The sequence below is a fragment of the Polaribacter sp. Hel1_85 genome, assembly GCF_000766795.1.
GTDB lineage: Bacteria > Bacteroidota > Bacteroidia > Flavobacteriales > Flavobacteriaceae > Polaribacter.
Genome location: NZ_JPDS01000001.1, coordinates 151,675 through 175,379 on the forward strand (window position 1 = coordinate 151,675; position 23,705 = coordinate 175,379).

The window sequence follows — 23,705 nt, forward strand, 5'->3', positions numbered from 1 at the left end:
CTCTATTACCTCTTTTTGTTTCCCAGTGGTTTATAAAATTTTCGTTCTTTTTTAGATTGTTCTCTTTTGGATTCATATCTTATATTTATAAGATTTCAAATATAAAAAAAACCGAAAGAACATCCTTCAGTTTTAAAATTGAATATTTAATGTTTTTCTTAATGAGAGTTTTATTTTTTTGTTTATCAGTAAGTGCAGCTTCTCCTTTTATCAACCAAGAAAAACCAAAAACCCACAATGCAAAAGTCTCACAATAGAAAATAATATCTGTAGATCTTCTTGTTTCTTCATTCATAAAAACAAAACTTAAACCTGCTGCTACAACAAATAGTATAATGAAGATACCACACCAAAAGTAGAATTTATTTCTAACTTTTTTCATAGAAGTTTGAGCAGAAAATGCAACTCCTCTTCTAAAAATAACCATACAAAAAATGGTAAATACCGTAAAAAGCAATAGAGCAGAGGTAAGATGTATACCTCTAATAATTCCGTTTTCACTTGTTGTAGGAAATAAAGCAACTCCTAAAGCAAAAATACCCCCAGCAACTGCATAAGTTTGGTCGTTATAGAAAAATCCTTTTTCTTTATCTTTAAAACCTTTATAGCTAAATAAGAAAAAACCTAGAGCAAAAAGAAAACCTACAAAAACATCTCTCATAGGGGTACCATAATAATCACTTATAGAATCTTGAACAATGTTTTTATTGTCAAAATAAATCATTCCAGCTACAAGAATTATTGGCAAAAAGACTCCAATTGTTCCTATTAATTTTCTTAATAATTTATATGAAATTATTAAATCATTTTCTGTTTGACGTTCAATTTTCATGGTTGTAGTAGTTTAGTTTGTTGGTAATCAAAGATAAAAATTTATTTTTTAAAGACCAATACCTATAAATAGTGAACAAAAAAACCGAAGCAAATTGCTTCGGTTATAAACTCTTTTTCTTTTTTCTGATTTATAAATTAGGAATCACTAATTCTTGTCCTATTTGAATTACATCTGGGTTTTTTAAGATGTTTGTGTTTGCATCAAAAATAGCAGTATATTTCATTGCATTACCATAATATTGTTTTGCAATTTTTCCTAAAGTTTCTCCTTTAGCAACTGTATGATTTGCAAAAACAGAAGTATCTGCTACTTCAATATTTGCCATGATATCAGCTGGATTATCTCCACCTATTTCTTTTATTTTATCCCAAAGAAGATTTTTTTCATATTGGTTTTTTGCAGTTCCAGTAACATGTAAAATCCCATTTTCTTCTTTTACATCTCCATTTTGAATTGCCAATTCTTGACCTAATTCTAATACTTCTTGATACTTTGCTTTCATTTTTATTTTATGTTTGTATACTATAAAAGTAAAAAAAACCGAAGCAAATTTGCTTCGGTTTTCGATTAAATGATTGTTTTTATAGTTGAAATTCCTCGTTTTCACTCGGAACAACATTTAAACAAATATTTTATAAGTGAATTACTTCATCATAAGCATCTGCAACTGCTTCCATTACAGCTTCACTCATTGTTGGGTGAGGATGAATTGTTTTTAACACTTCATGACCAGTAGTTTCTAATTTACGTCCTAAAACTGCCTCAGCAATCATATCTGTAACACCAGCGCCAATCATATGGCAACCTAACCATTCTCCATATTTTGCATCAAAAATCACTTTTACAAAACCTTCAGTAGTTCCTGCTGCTGTTGCTTTACCAGAGGCAGAAAACGGGAATTTACCAACTTTTAATTCGTAACCTGCTTCTTTCGCTTTTGCTTCAGTTAATCCAACAGAAGCAATTTCTGGAGTTGCATATGTACAACCAGGAACGTTTCCGTAATCAATTGCTTCTGTATGTAAACCAGCTAATTTCTCAACACAAGTAATTCCTTCTGCAGAAGCAACATGTGCTAAAGCTTGTCCAGGAACCACATCTCCAATTGCATAATAACCAGGAATATTCGTTTGGTAAAAATCGTTTACTAAGATTTTATCTCTGTCAACAATAATTCCAACATCTTCTAAACCAATATTTTCTATATTCGATTTAATTCCAACTGCAGATAATAAGATGTCTGCTGTTAAAGTTTCTTCACCTTTTTTAGTTTTCACAGTAGCAACAACTCCTTCACCAGAAGTGTCAACAGATTCTACAGAAGAATTTGTCATTACTTTAATACCCGCTTTTTTAATTGATTTTTCAAATTGTTTAGAAACATCAATATCTTCTACAGGTACAACATTTGGCATAAATTCTACAATAGTAACATCAGTTCCCATTGAGTTATAAAAATGAGCAAACTCAACACCAATTGCACCAGAACCTACAACAATCATAGATTTAGGTTGGCTAGTTAAACTCATTGCTTGTCTATAACCAATTACTTTTTTACCATCTTGTGGTAAGTTTGGTAATTCTCTAGAACGTGCACCCGTTGCAATAATAATATTGTCTGCACTATATTCAGTTACAGTTCCATTTTCTGCAGTAACATCAACTTTTTTACCAGTTTTAATTTTACCAAAACCGTTAATAATATCAATTTTGTTTTTCTTCATTAAGAAAGCAACACCTTTGCTCATTCCTTCTGCAACACCACGACTTCTTTTAATAACAGCATCAAAATTTTTATCAATTGCTTCTGCTTTTAAACCATATTGATCAACATGTTTTAAATAATCGTAAACTTGAGCAGATTTTAACAGTGCTTTTGTTGGGATACATCCCCAGTTTAAGCAAATTCCACCTAAGTTTTCTTTTTCTACAATGGCAACTTTAAAGCCTAATTGAGAAGCTCTAATTCCTGTTACATATCCTCCAGGTCCACTTCCGATAATGATGATGTCGTATTTCATAATTGTGTTTTATCTTTTTGTTGATGTTGTTTGTTCTCTTTTTGGGCGTTTTAACAGGCTTTCCGTTCTATCTTTTTAGTTTTGTTCTCGATACAAATTTGTTCATACTTCTCAAATTCACTCGAACTGACAACTAAAAAGGATGCCACTTCAATCCTTAACGCGTGCTAATTTACTAACTTTTAACTTTATTTTAATTTATTTCAATTTTAATTATATCTTAATGTAAGACTTTACTTGCAGTTAGAATTATAATCATTAACCATATCAACTAACCTTGTTCTTTTTTTTCTAAAATTTTTCTTAATACTTTTTTTATCTTTTACTTTATCAATCATATACTTACAATCTGCAATGTATTTTGAAAAATGAAGCCAAAAATCTTTACTATTAACATTACTAGAAAGTTCATCCACCGTATCTGAATTTTCTTTTCCAATATAATATATTATAGAAGAACCTCCACCTATCATCATACCATTTGGTCCCATATGTCCAGGTGTATAACTCTGTTTATAATATAAATCTAATTTTCCTTCTATTTTTTTTTGAACTAGATAAACGTAATTATTATCGTGTTTATAATAAAAAGTTCTATTATCATTAGTAAAGACAATTTTTTTTACAGATTGATCATCAAACAATTGCTTTTTATCGTTTAAAGTTCTTTTATATTTAACTTCATCATCAATTGTTACTTTTATAAAACCAACTAATTCAGTATTGTTTCTTAAATACAATTTTCCTTTTTCATAATTGTTAAACACCCCTTGTGAGTTTATACTAAATGAAATAGTTAAAAATAAAAAAATGAATTTATTTTTGATTATCATAGATTTACATTCTCTCAGGAACATTAATTCCTAATAATAAAAATGCAGATTTTATAGTGTCTGCAACTTTCTTAGCTAATTGTACTCTAAATATTTTTTTATCTAAATTTTCCTCTCCTAAAATAGATACGTTTTGATAAAAAGAATTGAATTCTTTAACCAAGTCATACGTGTAATTTGCAATAATTGCTGGCGAATAATTTGCAGCTGCTTGTTGCACAGTTTCAGGGTATAACTCTAATTGCTTTAATAATTCTTTTTCTTTTTCGTGTAATTCTATAGTTACAGCTTTTGAAAAATCAAAATCTGCTTTTCTAATGATAGATTGAATTCTAGCATAGGTATATTGAATAAAAGGACCTGTGTTTCCTTGAAAATCTACAGAAGATTTTGGGTCGAACAAAATTCTCTTTTTAGGATCTACTTTTAAAATAAAATATTTTAAAGCTCCTAAACCAATCGTTTTATACAATTCTTCTTTTTCTTCTTCAGAATAACCATCTAACTTTCCTAATTCTTCAGAAATTGTTCTAGCAGTATCCGTCATTTCTAGCATTAAATCATCAGCATCAACAACAGTTCCTTCTCTAGATTTCATTTTCCCAGAAGGTAAATCTACCATTCCGTAACTTAAATGATGTAATTGTTTTGCCCAATCAAATCCTAATTTCTTTAAAATTAAGAACAATACTTGAAAGTGATAATCTTGCTCATTACCAACTGTATACACCATTCCACCAACATCTTGGTAATCTTTTACACGTTGTATTGCTGTACCAATATCTTGTGTCATATAAACTGCAGTTCCGTCTGAACGTAACACAATTTTTTCATCTAATCCATCTTCAGTTAAATCGCACCAAACAGAGCCATCTTCTTTTTTATAGAAAACACCTTTTTCTAAACCTTGTGCAACAACATCTTTACCTAATAAATAGGTGTTACTTTCATAATATAGATTGTCAAAATCTACACCCATGTTTTTGTAAGTTACATCAAAACCTGCATAAACCCAAGAGTTCATCTTTTTCCACAAATCAACGACTTGAGGTATTTCATTTTCCCAATCTTGAAGCATTTCTTTGGCTTCTATACCTATTTTGCTATACTTTGAAAAATATTCGTTTTTAAATTCTTTTCTAAATTCTGAATGTGCTTCTGAACTTAAATCATCACCATTTAAAAATTGTTCTTTATATTTTTCTTTTAATAGTTTTTGAGTTTCAGGTTTATTAGAGAAATCAATAAATAAATCAGTTGATTTTGAGCTTTTTAACCATTCAGAATATTCTTTTTGAAATTCTTGTTCAAATTTTACATAGTAATTACCAACTAATTTATCACCTTTTAAACCTGTAGATTCTGGAGTTTCTCCGTTTCCGAATTTTTCCCAAGCCAACATAGATTTACAAATATGAATACCTCTGTCGTTAATAATTTGTGTTTTGTAAACTTTTTTCCCAGCAGCTTTTATAATTTCTGCAACAGAATACCCTAATAAATTATTACGAACATGACCTAAATGTAAAGGTTTGTTTGTGTTTGGTGATGAGTATTCTACCATCATAGCTTTGTCTCCTGCTTTTGGATCAACAAAACCATAATTAGAATTTGCATAAATTGAGTTAAAGAAATTGTTGTAAAAAGAATCGTCTATAACTAAGTTTAAAAAACCTTTAACTACGTTATAATTAGTAACTTCTTCAATGTTTTCAACTACGTATTTTCCTAAATCCTCACCAATTTGAACAGGATTTCCTTTTTTATATCTTAATAAAGGAAAAACTACAACAGTAATATCTCCTTCAAATTCTTTTCTGGTTGCTTGAAATTCTACTGATGGAATTTCTGTATTGTATAAAGCTAAAAAACCTTCTTTTACTTTGGTTTCTATACTATTTTGAATGCTCATAAATTCTAGAAAATTGAAATGCAAAATTACATATTTTTATTTGTTTTTTAGAATGATTTTTGGTGAAGAATAATTGTATTTTTGTAGCATGGAAAAACGCTTAGAACAACTACCAAAATTAGCTGAAGAATCTAGAAAAGAAAATCTAAAGTATTTTGCAAATCTTAAGAAAAGAGTACCTAAAAACTTAGATTATGTAATGCAAGAAATTCATGATGCTGAGTTTGAAAAAACAGATTGTTTAGAATGTGGAAACTGTTGTAAAACAACAAGTCCTATTTTTACAGACAAAGATGTAGAGCGAATTTCTAAACATTTAAAAATGAAAGTTGCTGCATTTACAAAACAATATTTAGAAAGAGATGAAGATGACTTTATGGTTTTAAAAACGGCGCCTTGTTCTTTCTTAGATGAATCTGATAATACTTGTTTTATTTACGATGTTAGACCTAAAGCATGTGCAGAATATCCACATACAAATCGTAGGAAATTTATTGGAATCACAGATTTAACAGTAACTAATACAGCTATTTGTCCTGCAGCGTATTCAATTGTAGAAGAATTAAAAAAACGCATTCCCTTAACTTCTAATAAAAAGATTAGAAGAAAGTAATTTTAGTTAAAAAAAATAAAAAATTAGATTCAAATATTTTTTTGGCACACAGTTTGCTAATATTATAATGAAGACAACGTAGTAAACTGTTTTCATGTGTAAATTATTTGAATTAGTTGATTTAAAAAAACCATCTCTTATGAGATGGTTTTTTCGTTTTATATTTTATTTTAAATTATAAGGTTACTTCTGCACTATCATTTTTAATGGCTTTTTTAAACCAATGTGCCGATTTTTTAGGAGTTCTTTTTAAAGTTTTAAAATCTACATAATGCAAACCAAATCGTTGTTCATAACCTAAAGCCCATTCAAAGTTATCCATAAAAGACCAAGCAAAATATCCTTTTAAGTTTACGCCTTCTTCTATTGCCTCTTGACAAGCTTTTAAATATCCTTGATAAAATTCTAACCTTTCTTGGTCATCAACTTTTCCATCTATTAATTGATCAGGATATGCACAACCGTTTTCTGTGATGTAAATGTTTGGTTTGTCGTATCGTTTATCTATCCATTTTAATAATTTTTTACAACCCCAAGGCACCACTGCCCAGTCCATTAAAGTGACTTTCCAATCTTTATCTACAGTTAAATCTACATCTTGATCTTCAGAAATACCACCATTTCCGTTTACAGCAACCTCCTTTACAGTTCCATCTGAATTTGCTGCATACATGGTTGTATAATGATTCAAACCAAAAAAGTCTGAAGTACCTTTTATCAAATTTTTCTCTTCTTCAGAAAAGGAGGGAAGACGTTCTTTTAGTCTTTCTTTCATCACTTTTGGATAATCACCTTTGTAAATAGGATCTGCAAACCAAGCAATGAAAAACTCAAGTGCTCTTTCGGCAGCTTCTTTATCTTCTTTACTATTTGTTAAAGGTTCTCTCCAATCACAATTATTAGAGATGCCAATTTCTCCTTTTTGATGTGCATATTTTTCTCTATATAATTTTACTGATTTTGCATGGGCTAAAATTAAATGATGTGCTGCCAAATAAGGTTCTGAATTAGAAACTCTACCTGGAGCAAAAACACCTTGTCCGTAACCTAAAATAGAAACTACCCAAGGTTCGTTTAATGTAATCCAGTTTTTTACACGATCACCAAATCTATCAAAACAAACATTAGCATATTCTTTAAAATATTCAATAATATCTTTGTTAAGCCAACCATCATTTTCTAGCTGTAAAGCCAAAGGTAAATCCCAATGATATAATGTAACCCAAGGAACGATGTCGGCTTTCAAAAGTTCATCAATTAATTCTGAATAGAATTGAACTCCTTTCTCGTTAACAGTACCTTTCCCTGTAGGCATAATTCTAGACCAAGCAATTGAAAAACGATAAGCTTTAACGCCCATGTTTTTCATCAACTGTATGTCTTCTTTAAATTTATGATAATGATCGCAAGCAACATCACCTGTTTCTCCATTATTTATCTTACCAGGAATGCTACAAAATGCATCCCAAATAGAGGGACCTTTTCCATCTAAATCACTAGCACCTTCAATTTGATAAGATGATGTGGCTGTTCCCCAAACAAAATCTTTCGGAAATTTATTCATAATATATATTTTGTATCAATATTTTAAAATTCTATTTTTCTTCTAATCTTCTTGTATTTAATTCTAAAGTAATTTCATCCAATTTAGTCTGAGTAAGTGGATAAAAGAACATTACTATAGCGGCTAAAACTGTAACTATAGCAGGAATCCAACTCATTAACATGACAACTCCTGGTAAAGCACCTTCTATAGCTAATGAATCTTGTCCACTATAATGAAATGCAGCTAATACTAAACCAATAATTGCCCCAGCAATTCCTCCTCCAAATTTTGTTGCAAAAGAACCTGCAGAATACACTAAACCTGTAGCTCTTCTTCCGTTTTTAAATTCTGAATAATCAGCAGCATCACCTAACATTACAAAGAATAAAGTTGGCAGAATTGCTGCTCCAAATTCAGAAATAATACCTAGTATAAAAATCATAGATATATCATTTGGTCCGCAAAAAACGAGTAATGCATTTACACCTCCAGAAAATAACAGCGCATAAATAAATAACATGCGTTTCCCTATTTTTTTACTTAACGGAGCAGTTACCATCGCACCTGCTATTGAAGCCAACATTAAGCCAACCATAAAACTTGCAGCCAATAATTGATCATTTAAATAATGAGTAAAATAGACAACAACAATACCTTGTTTTATAGAGTTGTAAACATTAAATAATAAACCTATAGCTAATAAAATTAACCAAGGTTTATTAGATATTAAATCTTTTAAATCTTGTTTTAGATTTGTTTTTTGTTCTTTAGGTGGTAATACTCTCTCTTTTGTTGAATAGAAAGTAATAATCATAAATAAGGTTAAGAATATAGACATCACATAGATAGAATTACTATATCCTTTTTTTTGATCAATAATTGAAAAAGAAGCTGCATTAATATCTTTTTCACCTTCTACAATAAATGTGTAATTTTTATGAGCTTCTATTGTAAAGCTTTTTCCTTTTGTGGGCGTATTTTCTTTTTTATCAAGAGTATCCCAAGTGAATAATGCAATGCCATCTTCTGTTTTTATATTTGCATTTAATACATCTTTAGGGGCAGATATTTCAACTTTAAATCTTTCTGCACCTAATTTGTCAACCTTTATAGTAGGGTTTACATTACCAAAATAGGCAACCAAAAAAAGTAAGGCTCCTTGTACTAACATTCCTCCTCCAAATGCACCAACCATTCTAAAAGAACCAATACTTGTTCTTTCTTTATCATTCCCAGTCATTACTGCCATTAAAGCTCCGTAAGGAACATTATTTGCTGTATAAATTAATGTAAAAGCAATGTAGGTAATGTAAGCATAGATAATTTTACCAGTCGGATTTAAATCAGGACTAGAAAAAAGTAATGAAAGGCTGATTCCTAGTGGAACTGCTGTCCATAAAATCCAAGGTCTGAATTTCCCGTATTTAGATTTTGTTCTATCTCCAATAATACCCATTAAAATATCGCTAATACCATCGCTAAAGCGTGATATTAACATTAAAAGACCTACTGTTGCAGGATGCAACCCAAAAACGTCTGTATAAAAAATAAACAAAAAAGCAGCTACGCCTCTCCAAGCTATATTTGCAGCTCCATCACCAAGGGCGTAACCTATTTTTTCTTTTAAAGGGACTTTATTTATTTCTAACATTTTTAATTATGTAAATTATTATTTTTTTATTTAGTTATTTAAAACAGGTCAAAATAATATCAGTATTTATTGATCTTATCAATTTTTTTAAATACAATTTTGATATTACTAAAGTATTCTAAACTTGAAAAAAACAAAAACTTATTAATGATACATCTAAAGCAAAAGATAGCTCAAATGTGTTATTGATATAGGAAAAGGACGGCTTTTTAAGGAATTGCAACAAATGTTATAATCTTAGTTGAAATAGTTTTACTCATATATTCTGTTAAAAAGTAGTTTTATCAAAAAACAGAAAACTGTTAATTAATTTTCGAATATGAAATTACCGTTTAAAAACAATATATCGTTATTAACTTTTATTTTAAGCCTACATGTTTTATTTACAAATGGACAAAATAAAATACCACAAATTCAATTAGAAAAACATCAAACAAGTACTGCATATGTAGAAGCTAAAATAGATAGTATAATTGCTGTTTTAACGCTTAAAGAAAAAATTGCTTTAATTCATGCACAATCTAAATTTAGTACAAAAGGAGTTTCTAGATTAGGTATACCAGAAGTATGGATGTCTGATGGACCTCATGGAGTTAGAGAAGAAATTCTTTGGGATGATTGGGGGGAAGCAGATTGGACAAATGATGCAATAACAGCTTTTCCAGCATTAACATGTTTGGCTGCAAGTTTTAATCCTGAACTATCTGGAGAATATGGCTTTAATTTAGGTGAAGAAGCTAGGTATAGAGAAAAAGATGTTTTACTTGGCCCCGGTGTAAATATTTACAGAACACCTTTTAATGGTAGAAATTTTGAATATTTAGGTGAAGATCCTTTTTTAGCTTCAACGATGGTTGTTCCTTATGTAAAAGGAGTTCAGAAAAATGGAGTTGCTGCTTGTGTAAAGCATTATGTGTTAAATAATCAAGAACATTTAAGAGATAAAATTAATGTAGAGGTTAGTGATAGAGCATTACATGAAATTTATTTACCTGCATTTAAAGCCGCTGTACAAAAAGGAAAAGTTTGGTCTCTTATGGGAGCATACAATAAATTTAGAGGACAGTACACAACACATCATAAAATCTTAAATAAAATTTTAAAAACTGATTGGGGTTTTGATGGTGTGGTAATAAGTGATTGGGGTTCTGCTCATAATACAAAAGAAGCAGCTTTATATGGCTTAGATATGGAAATGGGTACAGGAACTGATGGTTTAGGTGTAAGTAAAAAAGATAATTATAATTACTATTATTTAGCAAATCCATTTTTAGAAGCTATTAAAAAAGGTGAATTAACAGAAGAGTTACTTAATGATAAAGTACGTAGAGTTTTAAGATTAATTTATCGAACAAACTTAAACCCAAACAGAGCTTTAGGAAAATTAAATAATAAAGAACATCATGAAGTTGCTAGAAAAGTAGGTGTTGAAGGAATTGTTTTATTAAAAAATGAAGATAATTTTTTCCCTATTAAAGACAAGAAAGGAGTAACAATTGCAATTATAGGGGAAAATGCAACAAGAAATATGACAAGAGGTGGAGGATCGTCTCAATTGAAACCCCTTTTTGAAGTTTCTCCTTTAGAAGGATTGAAAGCAAGGTATAAAAATGCTACTATAATTCATACAATGGGTTATGAGTCTGGTGCTTCTGCTTACAATGCAACACTTCCTGCTACTTTAAATCAAGATTCTTTATACGTAAAGGCGGTTGAAGTTGCTAAAAAAGCAGACATTGTTCTTTTTATTGGTGGTTTAAATAAAAGTTATCATCAAGATACTGAAGGAGGAGATAGAAAAGTTTTTGAATTGCCTTATGGACAAGAAAAACTATTAAATGGAATTTATGATGTAAATAAAGAGGTAGGTTTTTTATTAGTTACAGGAAATGCTGTAGAAATGCCTTGGGTTTCTAAAACGAAAGGAATTTTACAAACTTGGTATTTAGGAAGTATGGCAGGACATTCTATTGCAGATATTGTAAGTGGAGATGTAAATCCTTCAGGGAAACTTCCTTTTTCTTTTCCTAAAAAATTAAAAGACAATGCTGCACATTCATTTGGAGTAACATCTTATCCTGGAGATGATGTAAATCAATATTATAAGGAAGATATTTTAGTAGGGTATAGATGGTTTGATACTAAAAAAATAGTACCTCAATATGCCTTTGGTTATGGATTGTCTTATACTGATTTTGTAATTTCTGATGTAATAATAAATCAGAAAAAATATACTGAAAAAGACAAGATAGAAATAACTCTTAATATTTCTAATACAGGAAATAGAGAAGGAGCAGAGGTTATACAATTATATGTTGGTAAGCATAAATCCAAAGTAAAAAGAGCTTTAAAAGAGTTAAAAGGATTTAAGAAAGTATATTTAGATAAAGGTAGTGAAAAAACTATAACAATTTCTATTGATACATCTGAGTTAGCCTATTACAATACAGAAATTTCAGATTGGTCTGTAGAAAAAGGAACATATTATTTATATATAGGAAATGCATCAAACAACATTGTAAAAAAGATAAGGTTTAATTTGTTTTAATTTGATTTGTTAAATGTGAGAAAGCAGTATGAAGTTGATTTATGCTGCTTTTTTTTAAACTGATTAGTATGAGAAATAATCTTTTAGTAGTAATTTTTTTTATTTGTATAGCATGTAATCATAAAATATCATTAAATACTGAAGATTCTGATAAAGAGTAGGTTATGTAGAATATAGATAGTTTGCTAGAAAAGAAAACTTATAAAAAAAACAAAGGTTTAGAACTACCTTATCGATTGTTTTCACCTAAACATAATAAAAAAAAGAAGATTCCTTTAGTAATATTTCTTTATGGAAGAGGAGAAAGAGGTATAGAAAACGGAGAAATAATTTATAGAAATGCAGGAATTATTATGAATGAAAATTCATTAATAACACCTCAATCACAAAAAAAAATTAAAAGCCCCTTTAACTGGTTCTATTTTTAAATTAAAACCAGATGTTAAAGTAGTAGAGAGTAATTTTTAAAAAGAAATTAAATAAATGAGTACGTATTAATTATTTTGTGAGAGAAGACGTAAATCGTTATTATTTACTCCTACTAATATTCCTTTTATCCCTTCCTTTCCTAATAAAATTGATTTTAATTCCTTTACGTTTCCAGACAAAAAGACACCACTTTCCTTAGCTGTAAAAGCATGAAACGAATTGTTTCTTTTTCCACTTAAAAACAATCCTACAGAAGCATCTGCTCTAGTGGTTTCTATTTCTACATTAAATTTGTTCCCAGCACTAATAATATCTACAATTCCATCATCATTAAAATCATCTGTAATAGTACTTTGTATTGTAGAGAACTGAGATTGGTAAGGTAAGGGCTCAACAACTAACTTTCCTTTGTTATTTCTTAAAATTATACTTTTAAACAATTGTACTTCTTTTCTTTTAGAACTTGTATTATTCCCTCCAAGTATAGTTCCTATATTGGCTTTAGAAAAATCTTTATATGTTTTAATTTTGGTTGACAAACCAGGTAATTGCTGTGTAGAGCATTCTTTTCCTCTAACAGGTACAATTCTATTTTTATATTTTTTTGCTAGAAAAACATCATTTGTTCCATTTTTATCAAAATCTGAAGCATATACAAAAAATGGATTCTCTTCTGATGCCTTAAATTTATAGTTTTCACCTAAATTACCAACAATAAAATCTACATCTCCATCATTATCAATGTCTTTTGATTCTATATGATTCCACCAACCACTTGTGTTTTCTAAAGTAGAAATTTCGGTTTTGTTAAAAACACCATCTTTAAGTTTTGCTATTGTTATTGGCATCCATTCACCAACTATAATTAATTCATTTATAGAATCTCCATCAATATCTTGCCAACTAGCATCGGTAATCATTCCTAGATGCTCAAGACCAGAAGCTACTTTTTTTGTAACATCTGTAAAAATACCATTAGTGTTATTTAAAATATAACTTTTGGGTACTTCTAAATATCGATTAGGCACAACACGTCCTCCTATAAACAAGTCTAAATCTCCATCTTGATCATAATCCAAAGGTAAAACACAGCCTCCGCTTGAATTTATAATTGGAAGGTTATTTGATTTTGTAAACGAACTTTTACCATTATTAATATACAATCTATCTTGAAACAAAACGGAATTTTTTTCAAACTCATTACCTCCGCTAACGACATATAAATCTGTAAAACCATCATTATTTACATCAAAAAATAAGGAAGCAGTATCTTCATATGCTTTGTCATTTAAAAACGTATTTTGTTTTGATTCTTTAAATGTTGTGTTTTTTTGTTGGATATAAAGTTTAGCTGTATAGGAAGCTGAACCTCCTAAATAGAAGTCTTCTAAACCATCATTATTTACATCTGCAACTGCTATTGTTGGTCCTTCTGTAGATAATTTATGAGGTAACAAAATTTGTTCTTTAAAATCGTTAAATGTATTTTCTATATGTTTTAAAGGTTTGTTTGCAAACGCTTTTTTAGTAATATCTATAAAAACAGGAGAGGTATTTGTTTTTTTATAATCAAAATTAAAAGCGTTTTTATAAGGAATAGTAAGCGTAGTATTTACATCAACATTTTTTAAAGTATTTTTTTTACCATCTGGCCAAATAACATTTACAGAATCTATTTGCAACTTATTTTTTAAACCAAAGTGCGCTATAGGATCTACCGAAGACAAATAACCCCTAACATTTTTCATTTCATAATACTGAATACTATCTTTATGATACAATGTTATTTTTGCACCCAAGCCTAAAGTATTGTTTTTAGGACCTTTTAGTTTTATTTTAAGGTAATTATTGTTGTTTTTTTCTGCGTTATTTTTATAAATAAAAGCAGGATCATTAATGTTGTTTACCACTAAATCTAAATCTCCATCATTATCCAAATCAGCAACTGCTGCACCATTAGAAAAACTTATGTCTTGCAATCCCCATTCTTTCTCTTTTGATGTAAATTTTAAATCCCCCTCATTTTGATAAATACGATTTGCAATTTTGTTTTCTTTAAAAAGATTTACTATAAATTTTAAATTTTCAAGTTTTGACTTTTGTTTCTTTTCTTCGGACTCTAAATAGTTAACAAATTTGGTACTTGCATCTTTATCAAACACATCTCTTCTAAAACCATTTGAAATAAATAAATCTCTATTTCCATCATTATCAAAATCACTACCAAGGCAAGACCAACTCCAATCTGTTCTGTCTATTCCTGCCAACTGACTAACTTCACTAAAAAAACCATTTCCATTATTTATTTGCAGCATATTGTGCATATATTGGTAATGGTTTCCTTGTTCTAATATTCTGTTATAACCATCAACATTCATACTTGCCATGTTAACTTTAGCTCTTTCATGATCTGATGGTGTCATTTCCAATTCTATAAGATCCTCAAATCCATCATTATTAAAATCTACCACATCAACACCCATTCCATAAAAAGCAACATGATTTGTCATGTTTTTAATGTCTTGTGTAAATGTTTTATTTCCGTTATTTTTAAAAAAATAATCACTCTCAAAATAGTCGTTTGCTACATATACATCAGAAAAACCATCTTTATTGATGTCTGAAGTTACAAGACCTAAACCATAAGAAAAGGTTTTATCTATTCCAGATTCTAAACCAACTTCTTTATAAATACCATTTTTATTTTCAAAAAGTTTATGTCTAAAAAGCGGATGCTGGTCTTTTTTACCTTTTGCAATTCCGTTGTGAGAGATATTAAACTGTTGAGGTCTATTTATAAGGTATAAATCTAGGTCGTTATCATTATCAAAATCAAAAAATGAAGCCATCATAGAAAAACCTATATCATTTATACCATAATCTTTTGCTTTTTCTGTAAAAGTATTGTCTCCATTATTCACAAATAAAAGATTGGCTCTTTCTTTATTAGATCCTTTCCAACCTCCTCTACAAACATAAATATCTAACAGAGAATCTCCGTTAATATCTACCATTACAACACCATTATTCCAACCAAATATACCAGCAACACCAGCTGTTTTGGTTATGTCTTCAAACTTAAAATTGCCCTTGTTTAGGTAGAGTTTATTTTCTACTTGATTACCTGTAAAATAAATATCTGGTAAATTATCATTATTTATATCTCCTATTGCAACACCACCTCCATTATATGCGTAATTGTACACAACAAAAAAATTATTTAGATTTTCTGTTATTCTATTATTAAAAGCAATTCCTGTTTCTGAAGCACTAAGCTTTTTAAAAAGAGTTTCTTTAGGTTTTTGAATTACACTTATAGGTTTTTCTTCTTTTTTACATGAAAAAAGAAGAAAAATAGATAGAATATAAAGTGATTTTAACTTTATATTATTTGTTGATTGATATAAACTGAATATAATCATTATTGTTTGCAACTATTATTTTTTGTTGAATACCTACTTTTATTATGGCCATGTCTTTAACATCTTCTGGAGCATAAAATCCACTTTCATCAATAGATGTAGGAGTAAAATTACCATTTCCATCACCTGTTAAAAAAACTCCCGTTCCTGCATCATTTCTTGGTGTTTCTATTTCTGATGCATATAAATTACCTGCCATAAGAACATCTAAATTACCATCTTTATTAAAGTCCTTTACTAAAATTTGATTATTACTAGAAAGTTGTGCCTCATTTGGTAATGCATGCATAATGAACTTCCCATTTTTATTTTCTAGATATGTTGTAGCAAAGCTATTAACTTGATAATGTAGAGAATTTTCTAGTTTATCTTTTCCATAAACATCAATTAAAGTAGCCTCTGAAAACTCATTGTATGTTTTAAATTGTTTTTTTATTTGTCCTACTTGAGATGATGAACAAGAGCGACCTCTAACGGGAAATTTTTTCCCTTCGTTATAATAACTTAGCACGATGTCATTTTTGTTATTTTGGTCAAAATCGTTAAAGTAGATATCAAAAGTTTCATCTTTAGATGATTTGTATTTGTAGTTTAATCCTAAATTTCCGGCTATAAAATCTATGTCGCCATCATTATCAAAATCTCCACTAGCAATACTAAACCACCAGCCTGTTGTATTTGTAAGCCCTAATTTTTCTGTGATTTCAGTAAATTTATTTCCTTCTATATTTTTAAAAACTCTAATAGGCATCCATTCACCTACAATTACAATGTCTTTATAGCCATCATTATCAATATCTTCTATACTTGCAGAAGTTGCTAAACCTAATTTTTCAAATTCTGGAATTATTTTTTTGTAACATCTTTAAATTTTAAAGTGCTTTTCGTACTTATGTTTTCTAAAATATATGTTTTTGCAGGTGCAGGATAATTTCCAGGAACTAACCTTCCACAAACTAATAAATCTTGATCTCCATCTTTATCAAAATCAAAATTGTACACTCTAGAACCACTTGTATACATTTTTGGTAATGCTGTTTTAGATAGTTTTAAGTTTCCTTTTCCATCATTTTTATACAATCTATCTTGTAAAAGTTTAGAGTTAGGTTCAAATTCATTACCACCACTAACCACATATAAATCTAAATCACCATCCATATCTACATCAAAAAACAAAGAACCCATATCTTCTTGAGCAATTTCATTATCAATCATAAAATCTTTCTGTTCAAAACCTCCTTTTTTAGTTTGATAAAATAAACCTCCTTTTTGATTTGCTGCTCCACTTGTGTAAAAATCGTCTAAACCATCATTATTAACATCTCCTACAGAAATATAGGGACCAAACATGGAAGTTTTATGAGGCAATAAAATTTCTTTTTTATAATCATCATAATCATTTTCTTGATGTTTAAACACATTGCTTAATGTATTTTCATCAGAATTAAATTGTTGTCTTTTTTCTTTTTCTTTTGATGGTTGAACAACAATTGCATTCACATAATCAATAGTAATTTTTTTATTTGCTGAAACATTTTTTAAAACTTGAACTTTTCCATCTGACCATTCTATTTTTAAAGTGTCAATTTTTAAACTTGATCCTAATCCGAAATGTAAAATAGGTGACATTGATGAAAGATAGCCACGTTCTAAAGAAAGTTCTTGAAACTGAGAAAGTCCTTCAGAAGTTACTGTACATTTTACTCCAATACCTCTTAAATTATTTTTTGACCCTTTAAATTCTAAGGACAAATAATTGTTTTTTGAAATGTTATTGTTTTCAAATATTACAGCTTTATCATCTATATTATTTAAAATAATTTCTAAATCCCCATCATTATCTAAATCAGCGTATGCAACACCATTAGAAAAACCTTTAAACTCTAATCCCCAGTCTGAATTTACTTTTTTAAAAGTTAGGTCTTTAGCGTTTTTAAATGCAAAATTATCGGTTTTTTCAGAAGGGATTTTAATTGAGTTTTCTAAATTATTATTTTCTTTTTTCTTTGAAAATGATTTTTTTTCAGACTTAATTTTATTAAAGTAATCGGTATTGTTAATTTCTCTTCTAGTTCCGTTAGAAACATATAAATCTTTCCAGCCATCATTATCTAAATCAGCAAAAACAGGACCCCAACTCCAATCTGTAGAAGATACATTTGCAAGTCTAGAAACATTGTTAAATATTGGGTCTGAATTTTTAGTTAGTATTCCTGCGTTTAATTGTAAACTATTATGCATGTATTGATAATGTAAGCCTGCATCATAAGTATCCCAAAAAACTTGTGGGTTCATACTTGCCATATTAGCTTTAGATCGTTTATTGGTAGAAGCATCCATGTCTACTTGAAAAATATCTAAAAAACCATCATTATTAAAATCAGCAATATCTGCACCCATACCGTAAAGTGCATTGTGTTTTGTAGATTCTTCTATTGTGTTTTTAAAAGTTCCATCTCCATTATTTATGTAGCAAAAATCTGCACTAGCAAAATCATTACTTACATAAATGTCTTTAAGTCCATCATTATTTAAATCGCTAACGGTTGCACTTAAAGACAAACTATAGGAAAGCAAACCTGCTTGTTTTGTAATGTCTGTAAATTTACCATCTCCATTATTTAAATATAAATGATTTGAATGTAATGATGTAGCATGTTCTATATGCTTTCTAAATATTTCTGGGGAAGTTTTAAAAGGAGTGATAGGGTAATTTGCAACATATAGGTCTAAATCTCCATCATTATCATAATCAAAAAAAGTACTCTGACTAGAATGTCCTTTATCAGCTATTCCATATTCTACTGCCTGTTCTTTAAAAGTAATGTCTCCTTCTTTATTAATTCCTTGATTTATTAATAATTTGTTTGGTGTTGACTGATTTTTACCAGATACACTTAAATAAATATCTAACCAGCCATCATTATTAATATCTACAGTGGTAACTCCCAAAAACCATTCATTACCCATAGCTACATTTGCTGTTTTTGTAATGTCTTTAAAGGATAAATCACCTTGATTTAAATACAATTTATTAGCAACTATATTGGCTGTAAAATACAAATCTTGTAAGTTATCATTATTAAAATCTCCTACAGCTACACCTCCCCCCATATAAATGTAAGGGTAGTTAAAATAATTAAGAGTGTCTGTTTCTGTAAGTGTATTTTCGAAATTTATATTTGATTTTTCAGAATTTAATAAAGTAAATTGCTTTTTAACTATTTCTTTTTCTGAACAAGCTGTAAATATAAAAAGTATAAAGAAAAAAGTATAAATACGCATGTTAATTACATTTAGAAAGTGTGAATTTAATAAAAAAAACCTTGTAAAGCTCAGACTTTACAAGGTTAAAATTAATAATAAACTCTTATTATAAATTAGTATTTGCTGATAACTCAATGTTTGGAATTGGTAACAAATAAGAGAATCCATCTAGCCTTTGTTTATCTAAATAACGAGATTGTTCTCCTGCTAATTCAACAATTCTTTCATGTACAATAGCATCCATAATAGCTGCTTTACCTACGACAGAAATAGCAGGTAAGTTAACAGAAGCTCTTGCTCTTACTTGATTTAAATACCCTAATGCAACAGATTCTACACCTCCAGTTGATTGTATTTCTGCTTCAGCTTTCATTAATAAAACATCTGCATAACGAATTACTCTTGCATTAATACCACTATCAGTAGTTTCTGCTGCACGATTATCTAAGTTTTGGTACTTTCTCCAAGCTGGATTATCATCTGGTCCAATACCACCAGATACAAAAGTATTTGCTCCATTATTGGATGTATTTGTCATCGTTCCATTATCGCTATCATCTATTGAATAAAAGTTAGCAGCATAACGTGTATCTCCATCTTCATATTCATCTAAAAGATCTTGACTAGGTTTTACATTGTACCAACCAGAATATTCCATAGCTCTAAAAGAAGTTTCAGAATTTCCTTTACCATCTTGGTTCCAAGAATCTCCTCCACCAGTAGATTCATCATAATGAACTTCGAATACAGATTCATCATTATGTTCTCCTGCAACCGTAAAATTACTTCTATAATCATCTACTAAAGAGTAACCCGTAACCTTTGCTAAAGCGGTTTTTGCTCCATCTGCATCTCCACTTTGTAAAAGTACTTTTCCTAATAAAGCCCATGCTGCACCAGAAGTAGCTCTTCCTTGTTCTTGAGTCACTTTTGTTGGTAAATTATTAGCAGCGAAATTTAAATCAGTAACTATTGCTGCATAAATATCACTTACGCTAGATTTTGGAGTTCCACCTTCAATAGCAATAGAAGATAAAACTAAAGGAGCTTCTCCGTATTTAGTAACGATATTAAAATAATACAAAGCTCTTAAAAAATGTACTTCTCCTAATCTTTGAGAAATTTCTGAAGTATCTATGTTTTCAAAATTTACTTCATTATCAATTACAAAATTAGTTCTTCCGATCCCTTTGTAGTTATGATCCCAATATTGATTATTACCGTTATTTGCTTCATCAACATCTAGGTTAATCATTTGTACCTTATCTGCTTCTAAATTACCTGCTGCATAATTTTCACCACCAATATTATCATTGATATAAAATTGATATCTACCGTAGTTACCAACATCTTGAAGGTAAGCGTATGATGCTGTAACTGCCGCTTCTAATTGTGCACTAGATTTGAAAAATGTTTCTGGTGATAATTGATTTGGATTAGTTAATTTAATTTCAGACTGATCACATGCAAACAAAAGACCAATTGCAATTGATGATCCTATTATTATTGTTTTTAAATTTTTCATGTTTTATAATGTTTTAAATAAAATTAAAATGCTAATTGTACACCTAAAATGATTGATCTCGGTTGAGGATAAGTACCTCTATCAATTCCAATACCTCCTGCTGAAGATAATTGACCAGGGCTTACTGTACTTCCTCCAATTTCAGGATCATATCCAGAATAATTAGTAATTGTAAATAAATTTTGTCCTGTTAAGTACAATCTAAATTTAGAAAATGTTCCTTTAGTTATGCTTCCTAAACTAGAATCATCAAGGCTATATCCAATTGTTAAATTTCTAAGTTTAGCATAAGAACCATCTTCTACAAAACGATCTGAACGGTTTACATTATCTGAATGAGCTGCAGTATATCGAGGCACATTTGTGTTTGTGTTTGTAGTTGTCCATCTATTCAAAACAGCAGTTCCTGCGTTAAATAAACGTGTCATCCCTTCTAAATCATACTTAGTTGTGTTATAAATGTCATTTCCGCTTACTCCATTAAAAAATAAAGAAGCATCAAATTGTTTGTAATTAGCTGATAGGTTTAAACCGTATGTGAAATCTGGAAAAGGATCTCCAATTTTAACATTATCATCACTATTTATAACACCATTGTTATCTTGATCTACAAAACGAATATCTCCAGGAGCAGCATTTGGTTGTGCGCTTGTATCGTCTCCAACTTGAAATAAGCCATTTGTTTCATACCCGTAAAAATAGAATAATGACTCACCTTCTGTAATTCTTGATAAACTTTCACCTTCAAAAGTATTACTTTCAATAAATGACAAGCTACTAATACTAGTAACTTCATTTTTAGATGAACCAAAATTTAAATTAGCAGACCAGCTAAAATCTTCATTTACAGTTTTGTTATACCCTAAAGTAAGTTCGATTCCATTAGTTGTAGTAGTTGCTCCATTACGCTGAGTAAATCTTGCTCCTAAACCATCTGATGAAACATTAGGAATTGGTACAATAATATCTTTATTATTAATATTAAAATATTCAAAAGATAAAGAAAAATCATTGTTTATCCCTAAATCTATACCAATATTAGTTTGTCTTGCTTCTTCCCACTTTAAATCCGGGTTTGAAGTACCAAAATTTGAAACTCCTGTGTTATTAGAAAAACCACTGTAATTATACCCTGTAATTAAACCTGATTGAAACACATAATCATTGTTTCCATCATTTCCTGTAAGACCAGTAGAAGCTCTCAATTTTAAATTAGTTATTGAGTTAGAGTTTTTAAGAAAGTCTTCTTCACTTAAAACCCATCCTAAAGATACTGCAGGGAAAGTACCCCATCTATTATTTGCTCCAAAACGAGATGAACCATCACGACGAATAGAAGCTGAAAAGATATATTTGTTATCATAATTATAGTTTAACCTTGCTACATAAGATATTAATCCGTATTCATAACGTGCATTATTTACTGTAGCCAACCCTTGAACAACTTCTATAGCATCTGATAAAGGATTGTCTATCTGTGAGTAGTTTACATTAGCTGTAGTCTCAAATTTTTCAGCGACTAATAGTACGTCTAAATTATGTACATCCTTAAATGTTTTTGAATAATTTATTGCATTTGTAAATGTATTTGAATTAAAAATAATAGTTCCTTGCTGTGTATCTGCGGCATTACGAAAATTTACACCTTCATTAAATGATGGTCTAAATATGTTATTTTCTGTAGTTGATCTATCGAAACCATATTGAAATTTATAGTTTAGTCCATCAAGAATATCATAAGAAGCATATACTGAACCTAGTATCTTCATGTTTTCAGTTACATTTGTTTGTAACTCCTGTAACCTTACTGCGTTTTCAGCATCAGAACCATTATCTAGAGTAGTATCTGGACCACCATAACCACCTAGATTAGAAGCATCATAAACAGATGTATATGGTAATGATTTTATTAAATGCTCTACAAGACTTCTATCTCCATTCTCTTCTTCATTGTCTCTATGTGAATCCGCAATAGAAAGTGTTTCTCCTATTTTAAATTTATCGCCTAATTTAAATTCACTGTTAGCTCTTAAAGAAGCTCTTTTAAACCCTGTTTCAATAATAATTCCATCTTGCTCTAAATAACCCGCAGATATATTAAAAACAGCTGTTTCATTACCACCAGAAACACCTATATTTGTATTATGCATAATTGCAGATTGAAAAACTTCATCTTGCCAATCTGTATTAAGTTTAGTTGTTGCGTTATCTGTTGTATACCTATTAGGTAATCCGTAAGTTTCACTTGCAAACTGTTCAAATTGATTAGAATTTAATAAATCTAATTTTTTTGCTATAGATTGCGTAGAGATATAAGAGTCAAAAGTTAATTTTGTTTTTCCACTTTTCCCTTTTTTGGTTGTAATCATTACAACACCGTTAGATGCTCTAGATCCATAAATAGCAGCTGTGGATGCATCTTTTAAAACGTCCATTGTTTCAATATCATTTGGGTTTATTTCATTTAAACCTCCCGACACAACACCATCAATAACATACAGAGGTTGGCTATTTCCAAAAGTACCTAATCCACGAATTTGCACTTGTGGACTAGCACCAGGTGAACCTGCATTTGTAACTGATACACCAGCAGCATTACCTTGTAAAGCTTGGTCAACAGATACGACAGGTGTTTTTGTGATGTCTTCTGATTTAACTGAAGATATAGCTCCAGTAACTGTACGTCTAGAAGTTTTACCGTAACCGATAACCACAATTTCATCTAAAGAGCTTGCATCATCTTTTAATACAATGTTTATTTTAGTTTTGTTACCTACTAAAATTGTTTGAGAAGCCATTCCTAAATAAGAAAAAACTAACTCGTTGTTAGGTGAAACATTAGAAATAGAATAATTACCATCAAAGTCTGTGGTAACACCTTTTTTTGTTCCTTTAATAATAACTGAAACTCCAGGCAAGGTGTTTCCTGAGGAGTCATTAACTACACCTGTAATTGTCTTATTCTGCGAATAGACGTTTTGCATACAAAATACTAGGCATGCAATAATTGCGACTTTAAATTTTATCATCATACATAAAATTGGTTAATTAAAAATGTTTGTTTGGTAAGCAATGCAAAATAAAATAAAAGATTAATTATATA

Annotated in this window: 15 protein-coding genes; 3 read left to right on the forward strand and 12 right to left on the reverse strand. The window is 29.6% G+C overall.

The genetic code is table 11. The annotated features are described in order from the left end of the window. Nucleotides 1–85: 85 nt before the first annotated feature. The 5 genes from PHEL85_RS17190 to argS form a co-directional block, all read right to left on the reverse strand. Complete coding sequence (locus tag PHEL85_RS17190; RefSeq protein ID WP_052108402.1) at nucleotides 86–832, reverse strand: hypothetical protein; 747 nt, start codon at nucleotides 830–832, stop codon at nucleotides 86–88. Nucleotides 833–962: 130 nt separating this feature from the next. After that, nucleotides 963–1,337: a LysM peptidoglycan-binding domain-containing protein gene (locus tag PHEL85_RS00745; protein WP_200882304.1), complete on the reverse strand. Its 375-nt coding sequence runs from the start codon at nucleotides 1,335–1,337 to the stop codon at nucleotides 963–965. Nucleotides 1,338–1,467: 130 nt separating this feature from the next. After that, entirely contained in the window at nucleotides 1,468–2,856 is a 1,389-nt protein-coding gene (gene lpdA, locus PHEL85_RS00750; protein WP_036819795.1) for a dihydrolipoyl dehydrogenase, read from the reverse strand. 233 nt (nucleotides 2,857–3,089) lie between these two features. After that, nucleotides 3,090–3,689 carry a hypothetical protein gene (locus PHEL85_RS00755; protein ID WP_156109053.1) on the reverse strand — a complete coding sequence of 200 codons (600 nt, stop codon included), beginning with the start codon at nucleotides 3,687–3,689 and terminating at the stop codon, nucleotides 3,090–3,092. Between the two features lie 4 nt (nucleotides 3,690–3,693). Then, on the reverse strand, nucleotides 3,694–5,601 hold the full coding sequence (argS, locus tag PHEL85_RS00760) for an arginine--tRNA ligase (protein ID WP_036819801.1): 1,908 nt from the start codon (nucleotides 5,599–5,601) through the stop codon (nucleotides 3,694–3,696). 88 nt (nucleotides 5,602–5,689) lie between these two features. Here argS and PHEL85_RS00765 point away from each other — a divergent pair, with 88 nt between their 5' ends. Beyond that, entirely contained in the window at nucleotides 5,690–6,214 is a 525-nt protein-coding gene (locus PHEL85_RS00765; protein ID WP_036819804.1) for a YkgJ family cysteine cluster protein, read from the forward strand. Between the two features lie 175 nt (nucleotides 6,215–6,389). Here PHEL85_RS00765 and PHEL85_RS00770 read toward each other — a convergent pair whose 3' ends face one another. Both PHEL85_RS00770 and PHEL85_RS00775 read right to left on the reverse strand, forming a co-directional pair. Further along, a complete protein-coding gene (locus tag PHEL85_RS00770; protein ID WP_036819807.1) occupies nucleotides 6,390–7,778 on the reverse strand; it encodes a GH1 family beta-glucosidase in 1,389 nt (462 codons plus the stop codon). Between the two features lie 31 nt (nucleotides 7,779–7,809). Then, nucleotides 7,810–9,411, reverse strand: a complete 1,602-nt coding sequence (locus PHEL85_RS00775; RefSeq protein WP_052108403.1) for an MFS transporter — start codon at nucleotides 9,409–9,411, stop codon at nucleotides 7,810–7,812. A 319-nt stretch (nucleotides 9,412–9,730) separates the two neighbouring features. Here PHEL85_RS00775 and PHEL85_RS00780 point away from each other — a divergent pair, with 319 nt between their 5' ends. Beyond that, nucleotides 9,731–11,959 carry a glycoside hydrolase family 3 C-terminal domain-containing protein gene (locus PHEL85_RS00780; protein ID WP_036819809.1) on the forward strand — a complete coding sequence of 743 codons (2,229 nt, stop codon included), beginning with the start codon at nucleotides 9,731–9,733 and terminating at the stop codon, nucleotides 11,957–11,959. Nucleotides 11,960–12,141: 182 nt separating this feature from the next. After that, nucleotides 12,142–12,387: a hypothetical protein gene (locus PHEL85_RS00785; protein ID WP_036819811.1), complete on the forward strand. Its 246-nt coding sequence runs from the start codon at nucleotides 12,142–12,144 to the stop codon at nucleotides 12,385–12,387. Between the two features lie 66 nt (nucleotides 12,388–12,453). Here PHEL85_RS00785 and PHEL85_RS00790 read toward each other — a convergent pair whose 3' ends face one another. From PHEL85_RS00790 to PHEL85_RS00805, 5 genes are all read right to left on the reverse strand, one after another. After that, on the reverse strand, nucleotides 12,454–15,810 hold the full coding sequence (locus tag PHEL85_RS00790; protein ID WP_052108404.1) for a VCBS repeat-containing protein: 3,357 nt from the start codon (nucleotides 15,808–15,810) through the stop codon (nucleotides 12,454–12,456). Continuing rightward, nucleotides 15,776–16,561 carry an FG-GAP repeat domain-containing protein gene (locus tag PHEL85_RS18050; protein WP_235318213.1) on the reverse strand — a complete coding sequence of 262 codons (786 nt, stop codon included), beginning with the start codon at nucleotides 16,559–16,561 and terminating at the stop codon, nucleotides 15,776–15,778. Before PHEL85_RS18050 ends, PHEL85_RS00790 begins: the two co-directional genes overlap by 35 nt. Nucleotides 16,562–16,656: 95 nt before the next feature. Continuing rightward, on the reverse strand, nucleotides 16,657–19,095 hold the full coding sequence (locus PHEL85_RS00795) for a VCBS repeat-containing protein (RefSeq protein ID WP_156109057.1): 2,439 nt from the start codon (nucleotides 19,093–19,095) through the stop codon (nucleotides 16,657–16,659). Between the two features lie 88 nt (nucleotides 19,096–19,183). Beyond that, a complete protein-coding gene (locus PHEL85_RS00800; protein WP_036819814.1) occupies nucleotides 19,184–20,602 on the reverse strand; it encodes a RagB/SusD family nutrient uptake outer membrane protein in 1,419 nt (472 codons plus the stop codon). Nucleotides 20,603–20,625: 23 nt separating this feature from the next. After that, on the reverse strand, nucleotides 20,626–23,586 hold the full coding sequence (locus PHEL85_RS00805; RefSeq protein ID WP_052108405.1) for a SusC/RagA family TonB-linked outer membrane protein: 2,961 nt from the start codon (nucleotides 23,584–23,586) through the stop codon (nucleotides 20,626–20,628). Between the last annotated feature and the right edge of the window lie 119 nt (nucleotides 23,587–23,705).